Annotated in this window: 26 protein-coding genes; 5 read left to right on the top strand and 21 right to left on the bottom strand. The window is 33.2% G+C overall.

The window, feature by feature from the left end; all coding sequences use genetic code 11:
* Window positions 1–180 precede the first annotated feature (180 nt).
* On the bottom strand, window positions 181–579 hold the full coding sequence (locus U472_RS02105; protein ID WP_068715040.1) for a hypothetical protein: 399 nt from the start codon (window positions 577–579) through the stop codon (window positions 181–183).
* A 210-nt stretch (window positions 580–789) separates the two neighbouring features.
* Between U472_RS02105 and U472_RS02110 the strand changes: the two genes are divergently transcribed.
* From U472_RS02110 to U472_RS02120, 3 genes are all read left to right on the top strand, one after another.
* Window positions 790–1,143: a DUF2512 family protein gene (locus U472_RS02110; RefSeq protein ID WP_068715042.1), complete on the top strand. Its 354-nt coding sequence runs from the start codon at window positions 790–792 to the stop codon at window positions 1,141–1,143.
* A gap of 76 nt (window positions 1,144–1,219) precedes the next feature.
* A complete protein-coding gene (locus U472_RS02115; RefSeq protein ID WP_068715045.1) occupies window positions 1,220–1,822 on the top strand; it encodes a spore coat protein in 603 nt (200 codons plus the stop codon).
* A gap of 115 nt (window positions 1,823–1,937) precedes the next feature.
* Window positions 1,938–2,651 carry a manganese catalase family protein gene (locus U472_RS02120; protein WP_068715047.1) on the top strand — a complete coding sequence of 238 codons (714 nt, stop codon included), beginning with the start codon at window positions 1,938–1,940 and terminating at the stop codon, window positions 2,649–2,651.
* Between the two features lie 79 nt (window positions 2,652–2,730).
* Here U472_RS02120 and U472_RS02125 read toward each other — a convergent pair whose 3' ends face one another.
* The 7 genes from U472_RS02125 to U472_RS02155 all read right to left on the bottom strand — a co-directional run bounded on the left by U472_RS02125 (window position 2,731) and on the right by U472_RS02155 (window position 8,370).
* The gene (locus U472_RS02125) at window positions 2,731–3,564 is read right to left on the bottom strand and encodes a potassium channel family protein (RefSeq protein WP_068715049.1); all 834 of its coding nucleotides are present in this window, start codon (window positions 3,562–3,564) and stop codon (window positions 2,731–2,733) included.
* A 137-nt stretch (window positions 3,565–3,701) separates the two neighbouring features.
* The gene (locus U472_RS02130; RefSeq protein WP_068715051.1) at window positions 3,702–4,124 is read right to left on the bottom strand and encodes a Fur family transcriptional regulator; all 423 of its coding nucleotides are present in this window, start codon (window positions 4,122–4,124) and stop codon (window positions 3,702–3,704) included.
* Window positions 4,125–4,168: 44 nt separating this feature from the next.
* Entirely contained in the window at window positions 4,169–4,999 is an 831-nt protein-coding gene (locus tag U472_RS02135) for a metal ABC transporter permease (protein ID WP_068715305.1), read from the bottom strand.
* Window positions 4,993–5,766 carry a metal ABC transporter ATP-binding protein gene (locus tag U472_RS02140; protein ID WP_068715053.1) on the bottom strand — a complete coding sequence of 258 codons (774 nt, stop codon included), beginning with the start codon at window positions 5,764–5,766 and terminating at the stop codon, window positions 4,993–4,995. The genes U472_RS02135 and U472_RS02140 overlap by 7 nt, the downstream gene beginning before the upstream one ends.
* A gap of 1 nt (window position 5,767) precedes the next feature.
* The gene (locus U472_RS02145; RefSeq protein ID WP_068715055.1) at window positions 5,768–6,748 is read right to left on the bottom strand and encodes a metal ABC transporter substrate-binding protein; all 981 of its coding nucleotides are present in this window, start codon (window positions 6,746–6,748) and stop codon (window positions 5,768–5,770) included.
* 565 nt (window positions 6,749–7,313) lie between these two features.
* Window positions 7,314–7,919, bottom strand: a complete 606-nt coding sequence (locus U472_RS02150) for a DUF3793 family protein (RefSeq protein ID WP_068715057.1) — start codon at window positions 7,917–7,919, stop codon at window positions 7,314–7,316.
* A complete protein-coding gene (locus tag U472_RS02155) occupies window positions 7,897–8,370 on the bottom strand; it encodes a flavodoxin family protein (protein WP_068715059.1) in 474 nt (157 codons plus the stop codon). Before U472_RS02155 ends, U472_RS02150 begins: the two co-directional genes overlap by 23 nt.
* A 233-nt stretch (window positions 8,371–8,603) precedes the next feature.
* On the opposite strand from U472_RS02155, the gene U472_RS17610 reads away from it, so the two are divergent.
* Both U472_RS17610 and U472_RS17615 read left to right on the top strand, forming a co-directional pair.
* Window positions 8,604–8,849 carry an HD-GYP domain-containing protein gene (locus U472_RS17610; protein WP_068715061.1) on the top strand — a complete coding sequence of 82 codons (246 nt, stop codon included), beginning with the start codon at window positions 8,604–8,606 and terminating at the stop codon, window positions 8,847–8,849.
* A 38-nt stretch (window positions 8,850–8,887) separates the two neighbouring features.
* Entirely contained in the window at window positions 8,888–9,388 is a 501-nt protein-coding gene (locus tag U472_RS17615; RefSeq protein WP_425415760.1) for an HD-GYP domain-containing protein, read from the top strand.
* Here the strand turns inward: U472_RS17615 and U472_RS02165 are convergent.
* The 13 genes from U472_RS02165 to U472_RS02225 all read right to left on the bottom strand — a co-directional run bounded on the left by U472_RS02165 (window position 9,301) and on the right by U472_RS02225 (window position 22,726).
* Complete coding sequence (locus tag U472_RS02165; protein ID WP_068715063.1) at window positions 9,301–9,609, bottom strand: HU family DNA-binding protein; 309 nt, start codon at window positions 9,607–9,609, stop codon at window positions 9,301–9,303. The genes U472_RS17615 and U472_RS02165 overlap by 88 nt on opposite strands.
* A 173-nt stretch (window positions 9,610–9,782) precedes the next feature.
* Window positions 9,783–11,261 carry a stage IV sporulation protein A gene (gene spoIVA / locus U472_RS02170; RefSeq protein ID WP_068715065.1) on the bottom strand — a complete coding sequence of 493 codons (1,479 nt, stop codon included), beginning with the start codon at window positions 11,259–11,261 and terminating at the stop codon, window positions 9,783–9,785.
* A 954-nt stretch (window positions 11,262–12,215) separates the two neighbouring features.
* Window positions 12,216–13,244, bottom strand: a complete 1,029-nt coding sequence (locus U472_RS02175; RefSeq protein WP_068715067.1) for an NAD(P)H-dependent glycerol-3-phosphate dehydrogenase — start codon at window positions 13,242–13,244, stop codon at window positions 12,216–12,218.
* A gap of 63 nt (window positions 13,245–13,307) precedes the next feature.
* Window positions 13,308–13,916: a glycerol-3-phosphate 1-O-acyltransferase PlsY gene (gene plsY / locus U472_RS02180; RefSeq protein WP_068715069.1), complete on the bottom strand. Its 609-nt coding sequence runs from the start codon at window positions 13,914–13,916 to the stop codon at window positions 13,308–13,310.
* Between the two features lie 19 nt (window positions 13,917–13,935).
* Window positions 13,936–15,252: a ribosome biogenesis GTPase Der gene (gene der / locus U472_RS02185; RefSeq protein WP_068715071.1), complete on the bottom strand. Its 1,317-nt coding sequence runs from the start codon at window positions 15,250–15,252 to the stop codon at window positions 13,936–13,938.
* A complete protein-coding gene (locus tag U472_RS02190; protein WP_068715073.1) occupies window positions 15,221–16,612 on the bottom strand; it encodes a DUF512 domain-containing protein in 1,392 nt (463 codons plus the stop codon). Before U472_RS02190 ends, der begins: the two co-directional genes overlap by 32 nt.
* A gap of 237 nt (window positions 16,613–16,849) precedes the next feature.
* Window positions 16,850–17,044, bottom strand: a complete 195-nt coding sequence (locus tag U472_RS02195; protein WP_068715075.1) for a capping complex subunit for YIEGIA — start codon at window positions 17,042–17,044, stop codon at window positions 16,850–16,852.
* 304 nt (window positions 17,045–17,348) lie between these two features.
* Window positions 17,349–18,272, bottom strand: coding sequence for a YIEGIA family protein (locus U472_RS02200; protein ID WP_068715077.1), 924 nt, complete (start codon window positions 18,270–18,272; stop codon window positions 17,349–17,351).
* 15 nt (window positions 18,273–18,287) lie between these two features.
* Window positions 18,288–19,421 carry a stage II sporulation protein P gene (spoIIP, locus tag U472_RS02205; RefSeq protein ID WP_083189703.1) on the bottom strand — a complete coding sequence of 378 codons (1,134 nt, stop codon included), beginning with the start codon at window positions 19,419–19,421 and terminating at the stop codon, window positions 18,288–18,290.
* Window positions 19,378–20,091, bottom strand: a complete 714-nt coding sequence (locus U472_RS02210; RefSeq protein ID WP_068715081.1) for a DUF1614 domain-containing protein — start codon at window positions 20,089–20,091, stop codon at window positions 19,378–19,380. Before U472_RS02210 ends, spoIIP begins: the two co-directional genes overlap by 44 nt.
* 501 nt (window positions 20,092–20,592) lie before the next feature.
* Window positions 20,593–20,853, bottom strand: coding sequence for a stage V sporulation protein S (locus tag U472_RS02215; protein WP_068715083.1), 261 nt, complete (start codon window positions 20,851–20,853; stop codon window positions 20,593–20,595).
* Window positions 20,854–20,980: 127 nt separating this feature from the next.
* Window positions 20,981–21,766, bottom strand: a complete 786-nt coding sequence (locus U472_RS02220; RefSeq protein WP_068715085.1) for a TIGR00282 family metallophosphoesterase — start codon at window positions 21,764–21,766, stop codon at window positions 20,981–20,983.
* Window positions 21,767–22,198: 432 nt separating this feature from the next.
* On the bottom strand, window positions 22,199–22,726 hold the full coding sequence (locus U472_RS02225) for a hypothetical protein (RefSeq protein ID WP_068715087.1): 528 nt from the start codon (window positions 22,724–22,726) through the stop codon (window positions 22,199–22,201).
* Window positions 22,727–22,927: the final 201 nt, after the last annotated feature.

Below are 22,927 nucleotides of genomic sequence, written 5' to 3' on the forward strand. Positions count from 1 at the left end.
CCCTACGAGTCTTACAGACTCTTCGTGATAGAAAAATTCCCGACCGAATTTTCTCATTTTAAACTACATCTTGATTTTAATCATATATTAGCCATATAAATTATGCTTTCTCTAAAATACTTCCCTACGAGTCTTACAGACTCTTCGTGATAGAAAAATTCCCGACCGAATTTTTCCTATCTACTTGTCCTTCATCTTCTCTTTTAGTCTTGCATCAGCAGCCTTAGCTATATCCTTAATCCCATCCCTTCCTATATCAAAATCCTCAGTTTCAGCAGCTGGAGAACCCATCAGAACCTGGTCGCTAAAACGACCTACTTGTTGAGCCACATCCTCCTTGAAATTACTCCACTCACCTTCAACCTCAACTTCAGGAAAGTTAAAGCCCTCACCATTCTCCTGAAGGCTGATAAAGTCCTTCTTATGGGTAGCCTTATCATATACTTCACCCATTAAACTACCATTATTGGCTCTGGCTCCTCTAGATTCATTAACCTTAATTTCACCATTAGTCTCTTCTCTTATCTCTGCTTTCTCAGGTATAGACTCTCTTCTATCTGCCTTGTTTATATCTACCATAAGAGCACCTCCTAATACTAGTTTGCAACTAAAGTTTAAAATAATGCTAGGACTTTTTGTTAATTATGATTATCTAAATTTAAATATAAAATAATATTTCCATTCCATAATAATGTTAAGTGAGTAATTCCATCTGTACATTTATTCCAATAAATTACATTATAATATAAATCATTAACAGAGAAACTATTTAAGAATGGAGGTGAACAGATGAACTCTACAACCAAAGCACTAATTCTTAAGTTTCTTATGACCTTTGTCTTTGCTGCTATCTCATTCACTTTTATAGCTGATAATACCTTGGGATGGAGCTTAATAGTAGCAATATTAGTAACAGCTCTAAATTATTTATTAGGTGATTTGTTAGTCCTTCCTAACTTTGGAAATATCACTGCTTCTATAGGTGATGGAGTAATGGGTGCCTTAACTGCTTATCTTCTTGATATAATCTCTAGAAATTTTGGTACTACCTTATTTACTCTAAGCCTTTTTGCTATCTTAATAGTAGTTGGTGAATATTTCTTCCATCAATATTTGCTTAACAACAAAAAAGTGTCTCCATGAATATTTTAATAGTTTATGGGTCAGTATAATTTACGTATTAAGCAGTGATAATTTTAATTAAAAGGAGATGAATTATATGAACAAAGAATATGGTGCACATGAGATTATGGAAATGCATGAGGTTTTAACTGACACAATAAATGGAATCAACCAATTTGAACTATATCGTCCTCACGTAAAAGACTCCCAATTAGGTTCAATCTTAGACAATCAAATTCAATTTATGATTAAGGAGTATAATAATATGGTTCAAGCCATGAATCAACGTGGAATGAATCAGAGGTTACCATACAATAATCAAATGAATTCTAATCCAAAATATGGTTTAAGAAATCCTCAACCAGAAAGTCCAAATACTTCTATCAATCAACTTAATGATAGAGATATAGCAAGTGGTATGTTAAGTTGTCATAAATCCTCTGCAATAATGAGAACTATAGGAGCATTAGAATGTGCTGACCCTCAATTAAGAAAGATGGTACAACAAGGAAGCATGAACTGTATGGATCAAGCCTATGAAGTATGGCAATTTATGAATGAAAGAGGGTTTTATCAAGTTCCTACTTTAAAGGATACTACAACTGATACAATGGTTCATTCTTATACACCAGCTAATATGAATAATAATATGAATATGCAATTACAACCACAAGCACAAGCACAACCTACTATGCAGTAATCTTAAGAAACCACTTGCTTATAAGCGAGTGGTTTCTTAAATCCTTATTTTTCTAATATCAATCTTATAGTCGACTCAAATACTAAAATTAAAATATTTATGAGGAGTTGAACCTATGTTTAAACACGATAAACAACTATTGCACGATGTAAAAGTAGATCAACCTAACCCTACTTATGCTGCTATGTTACAAGAACAATTAGGAGGACCTAATGGGGAGCTAAAGGCTGGACTGCAATATTTTGCTCAAAGCTTTAGGATTCAAGATCCTGAAATTAAAGATTTATTTTTAGATATAGCTACTGAAGAGTTCAGTCATGCAGAGATGGTGGCTCAAACTATTAACCTGTTAAATGGTCATGATGTAGCCAATACTCCTGACACTGTTGGGCAGATAGAATCCCAAGTCTTAGGTGGTCTATCTCCCATGTTAGCAAATGCTTCTGGAGAACCCTTCACTGCTAATTATGTAAATGTTACTGGTGATATTATTGCTGACATTCTCTCGGATATTGCTGCTGAACAGAGAGCTAAAGTAGTCTATGAGTACTTACATCGCCAGATAGATGACCACGGGGTTAGAGAGACTATTGATTTCTTATTAAATCGGGAAGAAGCCCATAATGCCCTATTTAGAGAAGCCTTAAATAAGCTACAACAGAAACCAGAATATTCTAATTATGACTTTGGAGTTACTGAGGATTCTAAGCTATACTTCGATCTATCTACACCAGGTAGATATTTTGCTAATCCTAATCCAACTGCTCCAAGCTTTGATAATCCACGTAAAATGGAAAAAAGTACTCAAACCCTGCAACCAGTTCAATAAATAAAGACAATAACAAGTAACAAGTGATGGAAAGAGATTTTTGCTCGTTATTCATCACTTGTTACTCGTTACTAAATTATCATTCCTCCTCTTCAGTTGAAGAAGATAACTTCATATCTAGATAAGCATCGATAATTCTTTTAAGCTCCTTTACTTCCTTTGCTGATAAATCCTCAATATTATTTAGTTGTTCTATTACAAATTTAAGATTACTATTATCCCCTTTTCTCCGTTCCTCATTTGAAAAGAAGGTTGATAAAGTACTTGTAATCATTCCTATTAATGAAATTCCCACAATCATAATCAAGGCTGCAATCATTCTTCCCTCAATAGTCTTGGGGGCAATATCTCCATAACCTACCGTTGTGGCAGTAACTAAACTCCACCATAAAGCATCTTCAAAGCTTCTATTCTCAAATTTATGGACACCTACTGCTCCTAGAAAGATTACTACAACTGTAAAGATCAACATATAATTGAGCCCATTGGTCTGTATAAACCTATGAAACCCTTTAATCGACCTACGAACAAAGATAAATATCCTAGCAACTCTAAAAACCTTAGTTATGTAAAACAACTGCGTTAAACTCAACAACCTGGATACTCTAGCTATTCTAAATAGCCTAAAAGCCTTATCAAAGGGAATAAAGGCAATTATATCTAATAGATTATTTAAGATATAATCTAGTCTTTCACCACTTTTAACATGGGCTAATCGTGAGCAGAACTCTAAAGCAAAGACGATACAGATAAAGAAATCTATATTTGAAAATAAATCTTCTGTCTTAGCAGAAAGATTAAAAAAACTTTCTGCAGTTAACATCCCTATTGCCAAGACAGCTAAAATTAACATAAATATTTCAGTATACTTCTCTAATCTTTGATTATCGAATTTATTATAAGAGTTGAACATTTAATTTTATTCACCTCTATTCTATTCTTGACTAAATAAACAGAGATTACCCATAATTTTTTCTTTTTAATGAATGATGTAATGTAGCTATATTAAGGACAAAAGACTGCAACCTCTAACTTAGGCTACAGTCTCACTTAATATTTTTTACAACTTGGGCATAATCCATATATCTTCATTCTATGGTCTATGATAGTATACCCTGTGTCATCCTTCAATTTTCTCTCAAACTCCTTTAAAGGACAATCTAAAGGGAGTATATCATCACATTCTATACAGATTAAATGATGATGATGATGCCCATCAATCAATTCAAACTTCTGTTCATTCCCTTTTAAATTTAATGACCTAACAATATTATCATCTTTGAAGGAATTTAAGTTCCTATATACCGTGGACAATCTTAGCTTAGGATACTCTTCTTTCAATTTAGCAAATATATCTTGAGCAGATAAAGGTCTGCTACTATCAAGTAATACACCTATAATAATCTCTCTCTGTCTAGTCCATCTAATTCCTTTATCCTTTAATTTTTGCTCCCAAAGTTCTAATTTTCCCATACTCCTCCCCCATTTTAGAAATTTAATGATTACTAAACATTTACTTAAAATCCTACTTCAGACCTTCTAGATAGAAAGCTATTAAACTTCTTATATATAATAGCCCCAATTAGGTAAAGAACACTAGCTACAATAATCGTACCTCCAGAGGCTAAATCATAATAGAAGGATATAAATAACCCCGTATTAACTGATAAAATACTAAAAATAACACTATATATAATAGTCTCTTTAAAACTTTTAGCTAACTGTAAACTCCCTGCTACAGGCAGAGTAATCAATGATGAAACTAACAATCCCCCAATAATCCTCATCGATAAAGAGACAGTAATTGAAACAAGTACCATAAAAAGTATATTCAGCACCTTTACTGGTACCCCTGCTAACTTAGCATCACTCTCATTAAAGGCTAAGAAGAAAAAACCATAATAGAAATACAATACAACCCCTATAATAACCACTGCTAAAGAAATAACAGTCAATACATCTTGCTTAGTAACCATTGAAATACTACCAAATAAATAGCTAAAAATTCCTGAATTATTATTAGATAAGCTAATTAGAATAGTAGCTAACCCCAAGCCCGTGGCTAAAATAATTGATAATGATAATTCAGCATAATCCTTGTAGTCTTTACGTAACTTTTCAATTCCTACAGCAGCTAAAACTGAAACAGCTAAAGCAGTATAGATAGGATAAATACCAAAAATCATCCCAATTGCTACACCAGTTAATGCTACATGGGATAAAGTATTACCAATTAAAGATAATCTTTTTAATACCAAAAAAACACCAATCAAAGGGCAGATAACTGCTATAACATTTCCTACAATAAAAGCACGCTGCATAAAAGAATAAGTAAATATATCTAACAACACCTACTATTCACCCCCTGATGTTCATGCTTTGGTACCAATGATTTATTATCTCCCTTTATCTGATTTAAATAGTTAATATAATCAAACTCTTCAGCCTGATGTACGAAGATACTATTGTTTCCAAAGCAGAAGATCTTATTAGCCTGATCACTAATCACATAAATATCATGAGAGATCATCACTATAGTAATTCCTAGCTCCCCATTCAATTTAGCCAATAATTTATAGAATTCATCTTGAGACTTAGCATCTACTCCCACTAAAGGTTCATCTAAAAAGATTATTTCTGGATTGCTAATTAAGGTTCTAGCAATAAATACCCGTTGCTGCTGCCCACCAGATAGCTCTCCAATCTTTCGATACTTATAATCAAACATATCGACTAATTTTAGAACTTTATCTATTCTCTGCTCTAACTTCTTAGTCAGTATTTTAAACCATCCCATCTCCTGATATAAGGCTGCCCCAATAATCTCCTTGACCGTAGCTGGAAAGCTGGAATTAAAATCTCTCACCTTCTGTGAAATATAGCCAACCTTGTCCCACTCTTTAAAGTTCTTAATTGCTTTACCCAATAGCTTAACCTGACCACTACTTGCTTTTAAATCACCTATTAATAACTTCAATAATGTACTCTTCCCAGATCCATTAGGACCAATAAAGGCGATAAAATCGCCTTTATTGATAGTTAAATTAATATCCTTCAATACATAATCATCCTCATAACTAAAGGATAGATTCTCCACCTCAATTATCTCTTTCATCTTAATCCACCAAAGCCTTTCTTAAACTAGATAAGTTCTGCTTCATAATAGAAATATAATCCTCACCCTTATCTTGCTCTTCTTTAGTCAAGCCTGCAATTGGATTGAGAGTTAGCACCTCCAAGTCAGCCTCTTGTGCCAACACTTGTGCTGTTTTAGGATTGACTAAGGTCTCCATAAAGATATACTTTATACCATGTTCTTGAGCCTCTTTCGTTAATTTAGCCAAATCTTTTGGACTAGGTTCCTGATGAGGAGAAACTCCAGAGACAGCTAACTGTTCTAGTCCATATCTAGCTGCCAAATATCCAAAGGAGGCATGAGATACTAGGATATAATTCTGCTTTTTATTAGCTAAAATATCATTATAATCTTGATCAAGACTCTCAATCTTATCAGTAAAATTAGTAAAATTTTGATTATAAAGCTCTTTATTATCAGAATCTAATGCAATAAACTCTTCTTTCATTACTCTAGCAATATCAATCATATTAATTGGATTTAACCAAATATGAGGGTCATACTCACCATGATTATGCTTATAATTATGTTCTTCATCATGACTATGTTCTACTTCATGACCATGTTCTACTTCATGACCATGTTCTTCAAATTTTAACAACCTTATATAGTCACTAACTTTAACGGTTTTAACACCTTCGTTTTTTAAATTAGTTACCACCTTATCAGCCCAAGGTTCTAACCCTAGTCCATTATAGAAGAAGATATCAGATCTCTCTAAATCAGCCAATTTACGAGGAGAAGGTTCATAACTATGTACCTCAGCACCATTAGGAATCACTAATTTAGCCTCTATCTTCTCTCCCCCAATCTGATTAGCTATATAATATAAAGGGTAAAAACTAGTATACACCTTTAACTTCTGCTCAACAATTTGATTTTCAACCTGCTGCTGTCCTTGACTACAACCAGATACTATTAAAGAAACAACCATCAAAACTAATAATAAACTTTTTTTCATTCTAACACCTCCGTTTGTTTTTGCAAACTATTTGCATTTGGCAAGTTAATAATAACAGATATCAATAAATCTGTCAATGGCTCCCTTTATTTTATGCAAATGATTTGCATTAAATACCTGTATCAATCTTGCCCATTATATTAATCTTGTAATAAGTTAAAGATACTAGTGCTTAATGGGGATATTGCGACACTTCCTTCGAGTTGACAGTTGACAGTGAACAGTTTACAGTTAAAGAACTAAAAGTATTGATTTAAAGGGTTTGAACTTAACTGTCATTACGAGTCTGAAAATACGACTCTTCATGTGAACCACCGTCAACTGTTAACTGTACACTGATATAAAAAGTGTCGCAATATCAGTCTATTCTCTCATTCTTCTATAATGGTAAATTATAGAAGAAATTTTGATGCAATATAATCAAATAGCCTTGATTATATTTCCCATATCAGTAAATTCAATTCAAAAATCAAAAGAAAAAGAGCCTAATATCATAGGCTCCAGCTAACTGATAAAATTAGAAGTCATTTAAGACTTTTAGCTCTTACAAACACCTACATACCCTTTAAATGACTTCATAAAATTCTTTAGTATCTTCAACATTATCCAATCGCTCTTTAACATAATCTCTAGCTTGCTCAAACCTCTTCTGCTGTAATTGTGAGACCCTTTCATTTCCATAAAATCTCCATTCTCCCCAATCACTTACATCTAGATTCAAATAACCCATAAATCCTAATACATCCTTTAAGGGATAGCCAAAAAAGACTCCGATTTCATGAGGAAACTCTTCACTCTCCAATCTTTCCTTCAAATGTTCCAGATATTTATCTAAATTATAGTTCTTTGGATAACCAATCTCTCTCAAAAATTTTAGATTATGTTTATTTCTAAGATGTCTATCTAAAGAAGAACGATGATAAAACAAGACCTTTATCCTATTTTGCTTCTCCATCTTTCCTATTTCCAAAACTCCTAGTTGCTGATACTCTAAAAGAGACTCTTTACATTCCTGCCAATAGCAACAATCTCCACAGTTAGAGTTAGATAGAATAACATTTCTCAATTCAGCAGGCTTAACCCCCATAATAGTAGCACCAATATTACTCAGTAATGACTTCAAATAATCTTTGCTACAGATATCATAATTAGATGGCATTTTGATTCTCACCTACTCTGTCTCCTTCTAAAAGTAATAACTCTTCTACCCAAGCTTTAATCGCCTTATCATCTTGTTGACTGAAACCATTTGACTTAAAACCTTCAACACCTATACTTAACCCCATCTCTTTTAACTCACTTTCAAAGATATCTACCGTTTCACAAAAAGAGTGGCGTTCTTTATTTAAAGGGCAGAAAGTAGCACCCTTTTTCTTAGATAAATCAACCTTACCCTCAGCTAAGGCATTATATAAATTTATAAAGGACTCTTGAGAAATCTTAAAGTTAGAGCTTGCTGAACCAAATATAATCAAATCAAACCCTTCTATCTCTTCAATATTTAGCTTAGCTATATCCTTCTTTACTACTTCATACTTGACCTTTAAATATTCTCCTACCTTATCAGACATCTCTTTAGTCTCTGCTACACTTCCATCATAGATAAGAATTGCCTTTTCCATACTAGTTCCTCCTTTCTAAGTTCCATTTATAACAAATAATTTTATTTAATAATGAATATAATCTTATATCCTGTCGGCGTCTGAGAATGATTGTCATTTCTAATACTAATATATCATTATTATATTATTTCTGTCAATATTTTTTATCTTTTTATAATCCTACTCATTATCCAATCTATTGATAAAATTAATAATAATGATTTTCAATTTCGTATTCAGGGAGAATAAAGTTTATGGAAAGCAGTTCGATTTCAAAGATTGATTTACATGAATTTCTGGAGAGTTTAATCAAAGGCTTGGAATCTAAGGATTTATATACATCAGGACACTCTGAAAGGGTAGCACATCTAGCAGAGAAGATAGCTTGTAAGATGGAATTAAACCCTGAAGAAATCTTTAAAATACACATCGCAGGTCACCTTCATGATATTGGTAAAAAGGGAATTAAAGGTTCTGTCTTGAACAAAAAAGAAAATTAACAAATAGTGAGTATGAAGAGATTAAAACACATAGTGTAATTGGCTATGATATCCTAAATAAGATTAGTAATTTCAAAGAGATTGCTAAGATAGTCAAACATCACCATGAGCGATATGATGGTAAGGAGTATCCAGAAAGGTTAAAAGGTGATGAGATACCTTTAGAATCAAAAATTATTGGAATTGTAGATGCCTTTGATGCCATGACCAGCCCTAGACACTATAAAAACCCAGTCAGTATCCTAGATACTATTAAAGAGATTAATAAGAACTCTGGTAGCCAGTTTGACCCTGAAATATCACAAGTAATTAACAGAATCTATCATGACAATTACGAATTTCTAGAAGAGATTGTCAAAAGTGCCTATGTAAATAATGAATTAGAAGCTATAATTGAACAGATAAATAAAAAACAGAAAGGGATATCCCTTTCTGTTACTATTTTAATCAATTATTCATTTACAGTATCTTTAAGAGCTTTCCCTGCTTTAAATGCAGGTACCATACGAGCTGGAATATGCATCTCTTCACCTGTTTGAGGATTACGTCCAGTTCTAGCGCTTCTCTCACGTACTTCAAAGCTCCCAAAACCGATTAATTGAATTTTACCTCTTTCTGCTTCAGGTTTTTGAGCTTCAGCTTTTAAATTTTCAGCAATTACTTCTAATAATCCATCTAACGCTGCTTTAGAATCCTTTTTAGTAATCCCTGCCTTTTCTGCTACTTGATCCACTAAATCTGTTTTTGTAATATTTGCCATAACAAATCTACCTCCTATAAAAATATGAATTGAATATTTCAGCATTAATCCCTAAGCATTGGTCTTATGCTTATTATGCCACAAATAAATTTCTTGATATCCTTTATTATTCCTTCTTTTTTAGAAAAAAAAACGTAATAAAAGAAAAAACCGGTCTAATTGACCGGATAATTTTATAATATTATGCAAATTAAACCTCCACTTCCTTCATTTATTATCTTCTGTAAAGTATCTTGTAACTTTTCTTGAGCATTAATCGGCATTCTATATAATTTTTGATTTATTCCATCTTTAACTAAATCATGGAGGGAACGACCTAAGAAATCGCTCTGCCAAATAGCATCTGGATTCTCTTCAAATTCAGTAGCAAAAAGTTCAATTAGCTCTTCACATTGCTTTTCAGTTCCTACTACTGGTGATACCTCTGTATTAATGTCTGCTCTAATCATATGAATAGATGGAGCACTGGCCCTTAATTTAACCCCAAAATGCCCTCCACGTTTAATCATCTCTGGTTCATCAAAGAGCAAATCCTCTATCTTAGGAGTAACTATACCATATCCAGTCTCTTTAACTTTTGTTAGAGCATCAGAAATTTGATCATATTCCTTTTTAACTACACTTAAATCTCTGATCAAATTAAATAGATTATGCTCCCCTTTAATTTCTAGATCGGTCATCTCTTCTAAGACTTGATAGAATAAATCATCTTTTAAATCGAAATTTAAATTAGCAGTTCCACTACCCAAATCCATATCAGAGATATAGACTCGCTCAGCATTCTCACTACTACCCAATCTATCTACTAAATTATTGATATCTCTCAAGGTATATATATCTTGGATAGAGTCATTAATAGAATCATTAACATCTACACTTAACCAATGAGTATCCTCTAACTCATCAATCCATAATGGTAAATCAAGGTTGATTTCTTTTAATGGGAACTCATATAAGACCTCTTGTAATAAGTTACTTATATCTTCACCTCTTAAATCACGACAACTGATTGGTAGAACACGTTTATTATACTTCTCTTCTAGCTTCTGTGCTAACTCTTGGGTCTCAACACTTCCAGGATTGGCTGAGTTAAGAGCTATAATAAAAGGCTTACCTAGTTCATTTAACTCTCTAATAACCCTCTCTTCAGCCTCTGTGTAGCTCTCTCTGGATAAGTCAGTGATTGTACCATCAGTGGTTATCACCAAACCAATAGTTGAATGGTCTTGAATTACCTTTTGAGTACCAATTTCAGCAGCCTTTTGAAATGGGATTGCCTCTTCAAACCAAGGTGTTGTTACCATTCTAGGTCCATCCTCTTCTTCATAACCTAAAGCACCATCAACACGGTATCCAACACAATCCACCAAACGGATTTTGAAATTAACATTCTCATCTAAACTAATTTCAGTAGCACGGTTAGGTACAAACTTTGGCTCTGTAGTCATAATCGTTCTACCTTCACCACTTTGAGGCAGTTCGTCTCTAGTTCTCTCTTTATCATACTCATCACTCATATTAGGCAAGACCAACAAATCCATAAATCTCTTTATAAAGGTAGACTTTCCTGTTCTAACAGGACCAACTATCCCTACATAAATATCGCCATTGGTTCTAGTAGCAATATCTTGATAAATATCAAACCTTTCCATTCTTCTTCCTCCCTTTGTAATAAATATGTCGATAAAATTAATTTAATTAGCCTATAAAGATCATCCTACATTTTATTGTTATATTAATAGTAATAGAATCAGATATTAAATCTTTAAACTAGATTAATCTATCTCAAAACCTCCTTTATCTCTAAAGCAAATATCACTATATATATATGACCTGTATCTAAGATTATTCCTTAGGAGAAGAAATAAGAAAGACTAAGTGTCACTTTAACTATAATTATAAATTTCATCTCAAACTGGGTATGTTACTAAATTAGGAGATTTTTTGATTGTTCTTTTTTTATATACATATTACAGTCAGGGAGAATATATAATTATCTCAGTTAATTAATTTTTATTTTGAGTTTGATTAATGGATATAAAACAATACTTTTACTTTTTTATTTTTCTAGCAATATCTTAGTTTTAAGTTTTGCTCAAAAACCTCTGCTTTATTATAATTCAGGTTTCGCCTAAACGGCGAGTTAGGTTTTCAGCCTAAGACTACTTCCTACGGGGCATCCTTGATGCACCCCAAGAATACTTCTTCAGGCGTAGTGCCTTCAGGGCGAAAAAGTAACCAAACCTACAGATTCATAAATTTATTACGGAAGGTTTTTAGTAAAAACCTGTAGGGAACCTTCCGTGGCAAAGCTCACTCAGCAATTAGAATACTAAATATTATTAATCAGATTCTTTAATTAAAACTTGATTAAACTCTAAATTCCAGCTCATTTTTTGCTTCGTTCAAACATTAATTTTCTTCGTTATAAAAATCTTTAAAGTCTTTTAACTGTAAACTGTACACTGAGATAAAAGTGTCGCAATATCTCTATATCCTATCAATCTAACTATAACTTTTAATAATCAAAATAATAATAAACCAACTAAATCAAAAAAGAGGCACGAAAACTTCGCACCTCTTCACTCTTCACTTTTAACTGTTCTCTACCATTGCTTCTCTGTTGCTACTGCTTCAATCTCATGAGTGGCACCTCTAAGCATCAATTCTCCAACAACTTCCTTAGGGTCCTTGTCTTCAAATAGAATTCGATATACCTGTTCTACAATCGGCATATCCACTCCCAGCTCTTGAGCTAAGGTATAGACAGCCTTAGCAGTTCTAACCCCCTCTACAACCATCTGCATCTCTGATAAGGCTTCATCTAAGCTCTTACCTGAACCTATCTTAAAGCCTAATCTACGATTTCTACTGTGTTTACTGGCACAAGTTACAATCAAATCTCCCAAACCAGTTAACCCAGCAAAGGTCATAGACTCTGCTCCCATAGCAACTCCTAAACGCTTAATCTCTGTAATACCACGAGTAATTAAAGCTGCTATAGCATTATCTCCAAAATCAAGTCCATCGGAGATACCAGCAGCGATAGCAATAGTATTCTTAACTGCCCCACCAAGCTCAACACCAACTATATCAGGATTTGTATAGACTCTAAACCAATCAGACATGAAGATATCCTGAACCTGCTGAGCCAATTCTTTGTTCTCATTTGCTACTACAACAGTGGTTGGATGGCTTAAAACTACTTCTTCAGCATGGCTTGGACCACTTAAAGCCACAATCCTATCATGGAACTTCTCTTCTATCTCATCTTTGATAACCTCTGACATTCTTAAATAAGTCTCTTCTTCTATCCCTTTAGAAGCAGTAACTATGATTACATCATCATTTAATAGACCCTTTAAGTTCTTAACTACAATTCTAACTACATGAGAAGGTACAACAATAACTACTGCTTTAGAATTAGTAACTGCTTCCTCTAGGTTGGTAGTGGCTTTAATACCTTTAGGAAGCTCAATTCCTGGTAGGTATGAATGCTTCCGTTCCTGATTGATTTCAGCTACTCTATCCTCTGAAACATCCTGGAGCCAAACATCATAACCATTGTTGTTTAAAACAACTGCTAAAGCAGTTCCCCAACTACCTCCTCCAATTACTGCAATCTTATCACTCATATCCTTCCTCCTAACGATGACTTTGATAATATCACTATCATTATCTCTAATTTGAAATAGAACTTATTCATTTACTCTTTTGTTTAAGCTAACCTTATTTTCAGTTCCAGCCAATAATCTCTTAATATTAGATTGGTGCCTATAGATTACAAAAACTGCAATCAATACTGCTAAAATTATAAAGATAGTCTCTTGATCAAATACGTACATCAAAATCGGTATTACTATAGCTGCTATTATTGAAGCTAAAGATACATATTGGGTAATAAGCACTACTGTAAGCCAAACTAGAAAAGCCACTAAAATCGTTTTAGGTGATAGACTGATCAAGACTCCTACAGAGGTTGCTACCCCTTTACCACCTTTAAATTTTAAGAAGATTGGCCAATTGTGTCCTGCAATAGAGAGCAGTCCAGCTACTAACAGCAGTAGTGGTTGGTCTGCAAAGAAGTAACGAGCTACACTTACAGCTATAAACCCCTTACCTATGTCTAATAAAGCCACTAAGATTCCTAAGCCTAAACCTAATACTCTAAAGGCGTTGGTAGCACCTACATTACCACTTCCATACTCACGAATATCTACCCCTTTTACTAATTTAACTACCAATAAAGCAAAGGGAATAGAGCCTAATAGATAGGCAAAAAACATTACTAAAACTTCTTTAATCATTATATCTCCTCCGAATAAATTATCTTCCTCTAGCTAAAATTTTAATAGGAGTTCCTTCAAAGCCAAAGGCACCTCGAATCTGATTCTCTAAATAACGTTTATAAGAGAAATGCATCAGCTCTGGATCATTAACAAATAATACAAACAATGGTGGCTTTACTCTAGGCTGAGTAGCATAAAAGATCTTTAATCTCTTACCATGCTTATCAGAAGGTGGCTGATTCATTGCTACAGCATCTTCAATTACCTTATTTAATAGATTAGTTGAAATTCTACGGTTATACTGTTCCACAACATAATTGACTATATCTAAAATCTCCATAACTCTCTTTCCTGTCAGAGCAGATGTAAAAATGATTGGAGCATAATTTAAGAATCCTGCTTGGTATCTAATCTCTTCAATATATGCATTCATAGTATGGGTATCCTTCTCAACTAAGTCCCACTTATTAACAACTATTACAACACCTTTTCCTTCATCATGGGCATAACCAGCAATCTTTTTATCTTGATCTGTTAATCCTTCACTAGCATCTAATACCACCAATACTACATCAGAACGGTCTACTGCCTTTAAAGAACGAATTACACTATATTTTTCTACACCTTTATCTATTTTACCTCTCCTTCTCATTCCAGCAGTATCAATGATTACATAATCATTATCATCATGGGTAAAAGGAGTATCGATAGCATCTCTAGTAGTACCAGCGATATCACTAACAATAACCCTTTCCTCTCCTAAAATTCTGTTTACTAAAGATGACTTACCCACATTTGGTCGTCCAATTACTGAAATCTTAACTGTATCGTCATCATATGGATCCTCTTCTATCTCAGGAAAATATTCAATTAGTTTGTCCAATAAATCTCCTGTTCTGCGCCCATGTTCAGCTGAAATCAATTGAGGCTCATCAAACCCTAATTCATAAAAGTCATACTTATTCATCTCTGCTTCTTGATTATTCTCAGCCTTATTTGCTACTAAGATAATTGGCTTCTTAGATTGACGTAGTAAGTCTGCTACATCCCTATCCATATTGGTCAACCCTGCTCTAACATCTACTACAAAAAGAATGACATCTGCTTCTTCTATCGCCACTTGGGCTTGATATCTCATTTGTGCTTTAATAGTACTTTGATCATCAAGCTCAATTCCTCCTGTATCGATGATAATAAAAGGATTACCTAACCATTCAGAATCACCATAAATTCTATCTCTTGTAATACTTGGTCTATCCTCTACAATTGAAACTCTCTCTCCTACAAGTCTATTAAAGAGAGTCGATTTTCCTACATTTGGTCTACCTACAATTGCAACTACTGGTTTTATCATTATCTCCACCTCCAAAATTATATCCTAATACTTTTTCTACTAAATCTATCCCTTGATTTTTAACCTTAACAACTTGATTAGGAACCTCTTTAACAAAGTCCTCCCAACTCAAATCATCTAAGAATAATCCATCATCATTTAGAACAATCTCTGGAATCAAAGTCACATCACCTAAGCCATCAATCCTACTTAAATTATTTAAGATATCTGCTCCAGTCAATAACCCTGTTACTGTAACAGTAGGGCCAAAGTATTGATTCTCTACTGTAATTAATTGGATATCTAAATTATCTATTCTGTTTAACCTATTTATAATTGCTTCAATCGCCTTAGTTCCAGAAACAGAGGTAACCATAGTAACCTTACGATACTCTACCAATATCTGAGGTAACTTTTCTTCTACTGCTTCAAATTCATCTAATAATAACCTCACCATTCCTACCCCATTCTCTAGTTGGAGAAAATCATCATAATAATCCGTTGAAGGAACCTCTTCTCCAGCTAATAAGTAGAATTCATCAGAGAGATAGATAAAATTACTATCATACTCTTCTCTAAACTTATTCTGCCACTCTTTGACCATCTTAATTACTTCTTTAGCTTCTTTAGGTGTAAAAGTTCTTAATTCATCTAAATCATCTCGATACTTGGTTAGTCCAACTGGAACGATAGCTAAAGATTTAACTTGAGGTAAAAACTCTTCTAAGTCCCTAATAGTCTTCTCTAAAATCTTTCCATCATTAATTCCAGGGCAGAGTACCACTTGGGTATTGAGTTCTATCCCAGCCCCTACCAAATCTCTAATCTGTTCTAATATCCTTCCAGCCTTCTTATTCCTTAACATCCTCACCCTTACTTCAGGGTCTGTACTATGGACTGATACATGTAGTGGACTTAAATGCATCTGCTTAATTCTCTGAAACTCCTCATCAGATAGATTAGTTAGTGTGGTATAGCTTCCTCCTAAGAAGGAGAAGCGATAATCATCATCCTTTAGATTCAGAGTCTTCCTAGTATTAGGTGCAGTCTGCTTAACAAAGCAGAAGATACAATTATTATGGCACTGCTTTAACCCATCAAAGACAATTTCAGAGAACTCAATCCCTAAAGGTTCATCATAATCCTTCTCAACCTCTAGAATCCAGCATTCACCGTTATTCTTAATTATCTCAATCTCTAGGTATGTATCAGTAATCAAAAATCTATAATCTATAAAATCTCTAATTGTATTCCCATTAATTCTAACTAAATTGTCACCGATCTCTACTCCCAACTCTTCAGCGATACTTCCTGCTGCTACTCCTTCAATTCTAATATATCTACTTACATCTTCAAATTCTGCAAATAATCTTTCTCCCATCTTTTATCACCTCTATTTGTCCACTCCCTTTATTATTATTATATATTAAGGTAATTTCGTCAAGTTAATTTATTAAATCACATTTTTTACTATCTCCCTATATATTCTATTTAATTTCAAACTCAAGATAAATATACCCCTGATAGATAAATAAAAAAGACTAGCAACTGCTAGTCTTTAATAGCTATATAAAATTTTAATGATATGTTAATATCTATTCTTGCTTAAAACTAGCAATTAATGTTTAATTAAAATATAGACACCATTCCCTAAATCATGGACCATTGACTTAGTTAATCTCGAAATCATCATCGAGATATACTCCAACTCCTGTTCATCTTCAGCATAAAAGATTGGAGCAGAACCATTGTCCACTTTATTCTTATTCTCTTTAGAGGTTACAATGGCTAGAATATAATCATTAATATCCATCTAATCCATCCCTTCTATGTAATACAAAGATAATCATAATGTCTTATGCTAGTAAAAAAGTGATATAATATAAAGATATTGCAATATTTTCTATTTTAGTTTACAGTGTGCAGTTGAAGGCTGACAGTTAAATTCAAATTATCTTAAAATCTTATAACATCAATTCTTATAAAGATTTAATCTTTTAACTGCAAACTGTACACCGTCAACTGTTAACTGATCTAAAACTGTCGCAATATACCCATTATGTTACAAATATAAATCTAGCAAAAGAACTTCCTAATATAAATAGTCCTACTAAAAACTAATCTGATGCCATCCTTCCTGCCTTAGTGGCTAATGGGCTCCTACGGGAAGCCTCTAAAACAGGAGTACGACTTACTGCTTCTATAATACACTCTTCATCAGGCTCCATTGGTATCATAATAATATAGACCCGACCTGTATGCAGATTAATCCTAGCTAAAGGTGTGTAGTCTTGAACACCAACATCTAACCTAACCCCTAATTGGCTGACTACATCATGGATAATGGCTTGTCGTTGCCCGGTATTGGCTAAGGTAGCTCGTGCATTATCATCTTTTGGAGCAATAACTATTCCAACCCCTGATTTTTTCCAACTCTCCTTTGCTTCTTTTAAGCCCACATTCATAATTACAGTATCCTCAACAGATAGATTAGCACTATTTGGACCAACAAACTCTAAATCTACAACTCTAATCTCTGCAATATCACCTACATGGTCCTCAGACATAAGAGTATATAGGACATAAACAACTATTGTACCAACAATCACTCCACCTGCGATATTTAAAGAGTTGTATCCTATTAAATTAAAGAAATAATAGCCAAAGCTAGTTAATAGAGCAGCAATCATTGCCAAATAGTTTCTTGATTCAAAGACCTTAGCTATCCCCTCTATATAAGCTTGACCACGAGGTACAAGTTCAGTCTCTTCAATCTGACTTAAAAAATCCCTCTCCATATTCCTGATGCCACGAAATTGTTGAACAGCAGCCCCTAAAATAGTAACAGCTACATAATTCTCTTCCAACATAGCTGGCAATACTAAAGCTCCTAAGGATGAGGCTAAGAAAGCTAGAGTTAAGTGAACAATATACCCATGAGGATAACCTGGATATTGGCGATAATCAACCCTTAGCAATAGTAATCGAGTAAAGGTTCCTAAAATGACCGCTAATAAAATCATTTCCCCATACTTTATCATCTTCTACCTCCACTTCTAATTATCATCCTCTCCTCCATCATCTTTTTCTTCCTTTACACCTAAAGAATTACTGAATGCTCCGCCCGCTCCACCTTTATTAGCAAAGAATAAAAATCCTCCTATAACTAATACAATCACTAAGATAATTCCTATAGCACTAAAAGCACCTGAAGATTCATTACGTTTAGTTTGAGCAGTTGTAGTTCCTCCTAGACCTAAAGCCCCTTCTTCTTCACCACCATAAAGTAATTTACTTACAGAATCAGCAAATAAATTTACACTAACATTGGCAGCTTCCTGAGGCTGCACATATGTCGCAAATTCCAATATTAAAGAACGGGGAGATAGGTCTTGATTATACTTACCCTTGGCATAGAAGATACCTTTGATTAATCCAGGATAATATTTATCGCTAACTGCCTTAATCTCTTTAGCAAACTTATCATTAACTTTCATCTGAGGGTTCTGACGCCCAACTACTATTCTAACCTGTCCAAATTTTTTCCCATTTATATTAGCTGTGTATTCCTTACTATTAGGAACCCCATCACGATGTATATCAAAGATAGCATCTGGTCTCCTTCTTGCCAACCTAGTAGCTGTTCTGCGGGAACGTTCATAAGCCCCACCATCATGAGGGTCATGTTTAGATTTATTATGAATAACTTCAATACCCTTCTTTTCTAAAGCCTGAGCAAGTACTGCAGCTACATTAAATACATCTCCTTTTCCAGGTTCGCTATGAGTTCCACTAGTAGGCTTATATGATTCATCACTGTGAGTATTATAAAGAGCAATCAATTTATTACCATTTTGGGCTAGCAAACCTTGAGATAAAGCAAATAAATTATCCTCATCTTCTATCAACTTTACTGTTTCTTCAAATTTAGCAACACATTTCTTACCATCTACTTTAATTATTCTATACTTCTTGTTCTGTTCATTAATATAATAATCTCCCACACTGACTGCCATTGCTGTCTCAAAGATAGTATCTCCACTCTTTTCAGCAATTACTGTAAAATGTCCTTGCTCTGCATAGCTAACAGATGAGAATAGAAGAAAGAATAGTATAATAAAAAAAGAAGAATCTATTAGGGTCTGTTTATTCATCATCTTCACCATCCTTATCCTCAGCTTTATTTTCATATCCTAACTCTCCAACTTCCATTGAATTAGCTAACTTAGCACCTTCAACTTTCTGACGAACATCCTTATCATCTCTAAATAATCTCTCTCTGGACTCTCCTACTAGTTCTGATAAAAGTACAGCTAATAGACCTCCAATAACTATTGAATCAAAGGCTCCTGCTCCACCTATATCAGCCTCACCAGGAACTCCCCCCAAGGTAATTCTGATTACATGGATCAAGTCATAAATTAAAAATCCTAAAGTACCTGCCACAAAGGCCTCTTTGCGAGACCGTCCAATTAAGTAAGCAATCACCCCTGAAATTATTGGAAAGAGATAATTTGTATCTATTAATGTATGCCCCTCTTCAAATTGGTAAAATTGGGTTAACGCAAAGATTGCTCCACCAGCCAATATCGTTACTATTACTGTTCTAAAAACTTCTTTTCTATCTGCTTTAGATAAGATATAGAAAGCTAAAGCAATAGGAATTATTGCTCCTCCTAAATTAATTGTAATTAAAGGATTACTAGAAATAGGTATATCTATATAACTACCCAATATCATTAAAGCGAAAAAGATAAGTAATGCAGTCTTATTGAGTCCCATTCTTTTGATCATCTGTTCTGCAAAGCCAAAATAAATTATCAACTCTAAAGCCACTAATAATATAACTCCTATAGGCACTACTCTTAGCCCCCTTCAATAAAATATATTTTTAAGTAGAATAACAAGATTTATTATTAAATAGTCTTAACCTGCTATAATTTAATTATTCATAGGTGGGTTAAATATATTTCATCTAATCTTAAAATAAAGTTTAAAAATGTCTTTATATTAGAGATATTGCAACACTTTCAAAATTCACACCTCACCCTAACCTTTCAGGGTTTAGCAACCCTTTATACAAAACCGGTCTCTCCCATTCTTAGGAGAGGGAATAAAAGAAAATATAGTATCTTCCCCCTCTCATTAGTTAAGGAGGGGGGCTAAGGGGTGGGGTGTGAGATTTTGAATTTAACCCTCAACTATCCACTATGTACTGAAGTAAAAGTGTCGCAATATACTCATATTATGATACTCTACCACTTATCTTCTAATAACATATAATATAAAAAAGTATTGCAAAAGAAAAAAAGCAACCTCCAGGTTGCTCTTTTATAATATATCAATATATCAATATTGAATTTATCTTGGCTGTACAATTAGTTTAATAGCCGTTCTTTCTTCTCCATCAATCTCAATGTCTGTAAAAGCAGGGATACAAATCAAATCAATTCCACTTGGTGCTACATAACCTCTTGCAATAGCTACTGCCTTTACTGCTTGATTTAATGCACCAGCTCCTATTGCTTGAAGCTCAGCTCCACCATTATCTCTTAATACACCAGCTAAAGCTCCAGCTACAGAATTAGGACTTGAACTAGATGATACTTTTAGTACTTCCATGTTTAAATACCTCCCCATTTGTTTTGATAAATTAATTTAGTGAATTTTATTGTATATATTTATTTCAACATTTACAAAACAATTCCTTCTTTTTTTGGAAAAAATATTATTTTTTCTCTAAGAGCTTTTAAGTAGATTTATGTATCCTAGAAATTCTTTTGACCTCTATAGCTTTAGCAGCCTTATCATCAATTTCAACAATCAAACCAGATAACTTAGCATCACCTTTAGCCACTTTAAACCTATTTGGCATCTGAGTTAAAAACCTCTCTAACGGTTCATCGATGTTCATGCCTAAAATTGAATTTATTCCACCAGTTAAACCCAAATCAGTGATGTAAGCAGTTCCTTGAGGTAATATCCGTTCATCAGCAGTTTGAACATGGGTATGGGTACCTACTAGTACTGCAACTTTACCATCAGCATACCAACCTAATGCTTCCTTCTCTGCAGTAGCCTCAGCATGAAAATCAACTACAATAGCATCTACTTGATCTTTTAACTCTTCAACAACCTCATCTAAAGTGCGGAAAGGGCAGAGATAATTTCCTATATATACTCTACCTAAAAGGTTAACTACACCTAAAGTAATATCCCCCTTTTTAATGGTTTGAAATCCAACCCCAGGGACCTCCTCTGGGTAATTATAAGGTCTAATCACCTTATCAGTATCATCAATAAACTCAAAAATCTCTCTATTATCCCAAGTATGATTCCCAGTAGTTAGTAAATCAACCCCATAACTAAGAAGTTCATCCATTACCCCTTTAGTTAAACCAAATCCTCCAGCAGCATTCTCTCCATTAGCTATAACAAAATCTAATCCTTCTGATTCAATAATTTGAGGAAGTAGTTCTCTAATAGCTCTTCTACCAGTTCTTCCTACTATATCCCCAATGAATAAAATTTTCATTTAAAGAGTTCCTCCTTATACTATCCAATCCCATCATATATATACATTATAACTTAAAAGTTCTTAGATAAATTATTAAAGATAAAACTACATAATAATTTATATGGCTAAGCTAGATTAGGTCAATAAATCTGATATGACTATACTTTATAAAATATTTTTACCATTTCATTATTAAAAAGAAATATTAAAGATTTTTTAAATACTGCTCATAAATCTTCTAAAATTGGGAATACAAACTTATAAATTTATCATTTACTGAAAGATATAGAAGCTAATACTAAGAATGATTCTTTTTAGCATAATAATATATTGTATAACTTATTTAAATAATATTCATAAGTAGAAAATAATGCTATAAAATAATAGATATATAATCCAAATAGATTTCCATAAAATACACAATTGCTACTAATTAATAAACTCGTCTATTTAAGAATTGTTTCTATTTTTATTAAATACTAAAACTCTATCTTCTTCTATAAATCCCAAATATTCATGCCCCTTATCTTTTAACAGATTATCTTTAGATACCTCTTCAAGTAAAGAATCTATAGCAGAAGAACCATTAGAATAATAGAAATTTTGATTCTTTAGTAACTTATCCTCAAAGATTCTTTTTAGAACTGAGATTATAAAGTCCAGTTCATTCTTAGAGCATCCCTCTAAATCTCTAATAAGATTTAATCTAGTTAGACCATTATAATCGTCCTTACTGAGCAAAATATCCTGATTATCCTTTTTCTTAAATTTGTTGAATAATCTAAAATTCTGTTCTATCTTTCTCTTCTGATTAACCCAACTTTCATAAGTTATCTCTTCCTCAATTAAAAAAGATATTTTTAGATTCTTCTCTTCCAAATTAATATCTACTGTATTAATAATAGGGTACTCAAGTAAAATAGATGTTAATAGTTCTATGCTATTATCGCGATTTAATTTAATTTTATTTGTCTCCATAGCTAGCACTCCTTTAAAATTTACATTATTAGTCTATTCATTAATTGATTATTTTGTACTTGTGTGCTACTTTACTTTACTTATTTAATTACATACCAACTGACAAATTCCTGCTTAGAATAAAGAATTTTAATCTAAAAATAATACCTGTTAAAAAACTTTCTTCTATATTTAAGATAATAATATTAATTAGGAATTAAG

The sequence above is a fragment of the Orenia metallireducens genome (assembly GCF_001693735.1).
Classification (GTDB): Bacteria; Bacillota; Halanaerobiia; order Halobacteroidales; family Halobacteroidaceae; genus Orenia; species Orenia metallireducens.

What these genes read in the sequence shown, in the direction of transcription:
- U472_RS02165 (WP_068715063.1), bottom strand. Translation starts at nt 9,609, where the DNA reads ATGGCAAATATTACAAAAACAGATTTAGTGGATCAAGTAGCAGAAAAG.
- U472_RS02190 (WP_068715073.1), bottom strand. Translation starts at nt 16,612, where the DNA reads ATGGGAGAAAGATTATTTGCAGAATTTGAAGATGTAAGTAGATATATT.
- plsY (WP_068715069.1), bottom strand. Translation starts at nt 13,916, where the DNA reads ATGATTAAAGAAGTTTTAGTAATGTTTTTTGCCTATCTATTAGGCTCT.
- U472_RS02175 (WP_068715067.1), bottom strand. Translation starts at nt 13,244, where the DNA reads ATGAGTGATAAGATTGCAGTAATTGGAGGAGGTAGTTGGGGAACTGCT.
- U472_RS02140 (WP_068715053.1), bottom strand. Translation starts at nt 5,766, where the DNA reads ATGAAAGAGATAATTGAGGTGGAGAATCTATCCTTTAGTTATGAGGAT.
- U472_RS02105 (WP_068715040.1), bottom strand. Translation starts at nt 579, where the DNA reads ATGGTAGATATAAACAAGGCAGATAGAAGAGAGTCTATACCTGAGAAA.
- spoIVA (WP_068715065.1), bottom strand. Translation starts at nt 11,261, where the DNA reads ATGGAAAGGTTTGATATTTATCAAGATATTGCTACTAGAACCAATGGC.
- der (WP_068715071.1), bottom strand. Translation starts at nt 15,252, where the DNA reads ATGATAAAACCAGTAGTTGCAATTGTAGGTAGACCAAATGTAGGAAAA.
- U472_RS02200 (WP_068715077.1), bottom strand. Translation starts at nt 18,272, where the DNA reads ATGATAAAGTATGGGGAAATGATTTTATTAGCGGTCATTTTAGGAACC.
- U472_RS02155 (WP_068715059.1), bottom strand. Translation starts at nt 8,370, where the DNA reads ATGGAAAAGGCAATTCTTATCTATGATGGAAGTGTAGCAGAGACTAAA.
- spoIIP (WP_083189703.1), bottom strand. Translation starts at nt 19,421, where the DNA reads ATGAAAATAAAGCTGAGGATAAGGATGGTGAAGATGATGAATAAACAG.
- U472_RS02130 (WP_068715051.1), bottom strand. Translation starts at nt 4,124, where the DNA reads ATGGGAAAATTAGAACTTTGGGAGCAAAAATTAAAGGATAAAGGAATT.
- U472_RS02215 (WP_068715083.1), bottom strand. Translation starts at nt 20,853, where the DNA reads ATGGAAGTACTAAAAGTATCATCTAGTTCAAGTCCTAATTCTGTAGCT.
- U472_RS02120 (WP_068715047.1), top strand. Translation starts at nt 1,938, where the DNA reads ATGTTTAAACACGATAAACAACTATTGCACGATGTAAAAGTAGATCAA.
- U472_RS17610 (WP_068715061.1), top strand. Translation starts at nt 8,604, where the DNA reads ATGGAAAGCAGTTCGATTTCAAAGATTGATTTACATGAATTTCTGGAG.
- U472_RS02220 (WP_068715085.1), bottom strand. Translation starts at nt 21,766, where the DNA reads ATGAAAATTTTATTCATTGGGGATATAGTAGGAAGAACTGGTAGAAGA.
- U472_RS02225 (WP_068715087.1), bottom strand. Translation starts at nt 22,726, where the DNA reads ATGGAGACAAATAAAATTAAATTAAATCGCGATAATAGCATAGAACTA.
- U472_RS02110 (WP_068715042.1), top strand. Translation starts at nt 790, where the DNA reads ATGAACTCTACAACCAAAGCACTAATTCTTAAGTTTCTTATGACCTTT.
- U472_RS02145 (WP_068715055.1), bottom strand. Translation starts at nt 6,748, where the DNA reads ATGAAAAAAAGTTTATTATTAGTTTTGATGGTTGTTTCTTTAATAGTA.
- U472_RS02115 (WP_068715045.1), top strand. Translation starts at nt 1,220, where the DNA reads ATGAACAAAGAATATGGTGCACATGAGATTATGGAAATGCATGAGGTT.
- U472_RS02125 (WP_068715049.1), bottom strand. Translation starts at nt 3,564, where the DNA reads ATGTTCAACTCTTATAATAAATTCGATAATCAAAGATTAGAGAAGTAT.
- U472_RS02195 (WP_068715075.1), bottom strand. Translation starts at nt 17,044, where the DNA reads ATGGATATTAATGATTATATTCTAGCCATTGTAACCTCTAAAGAGAAT.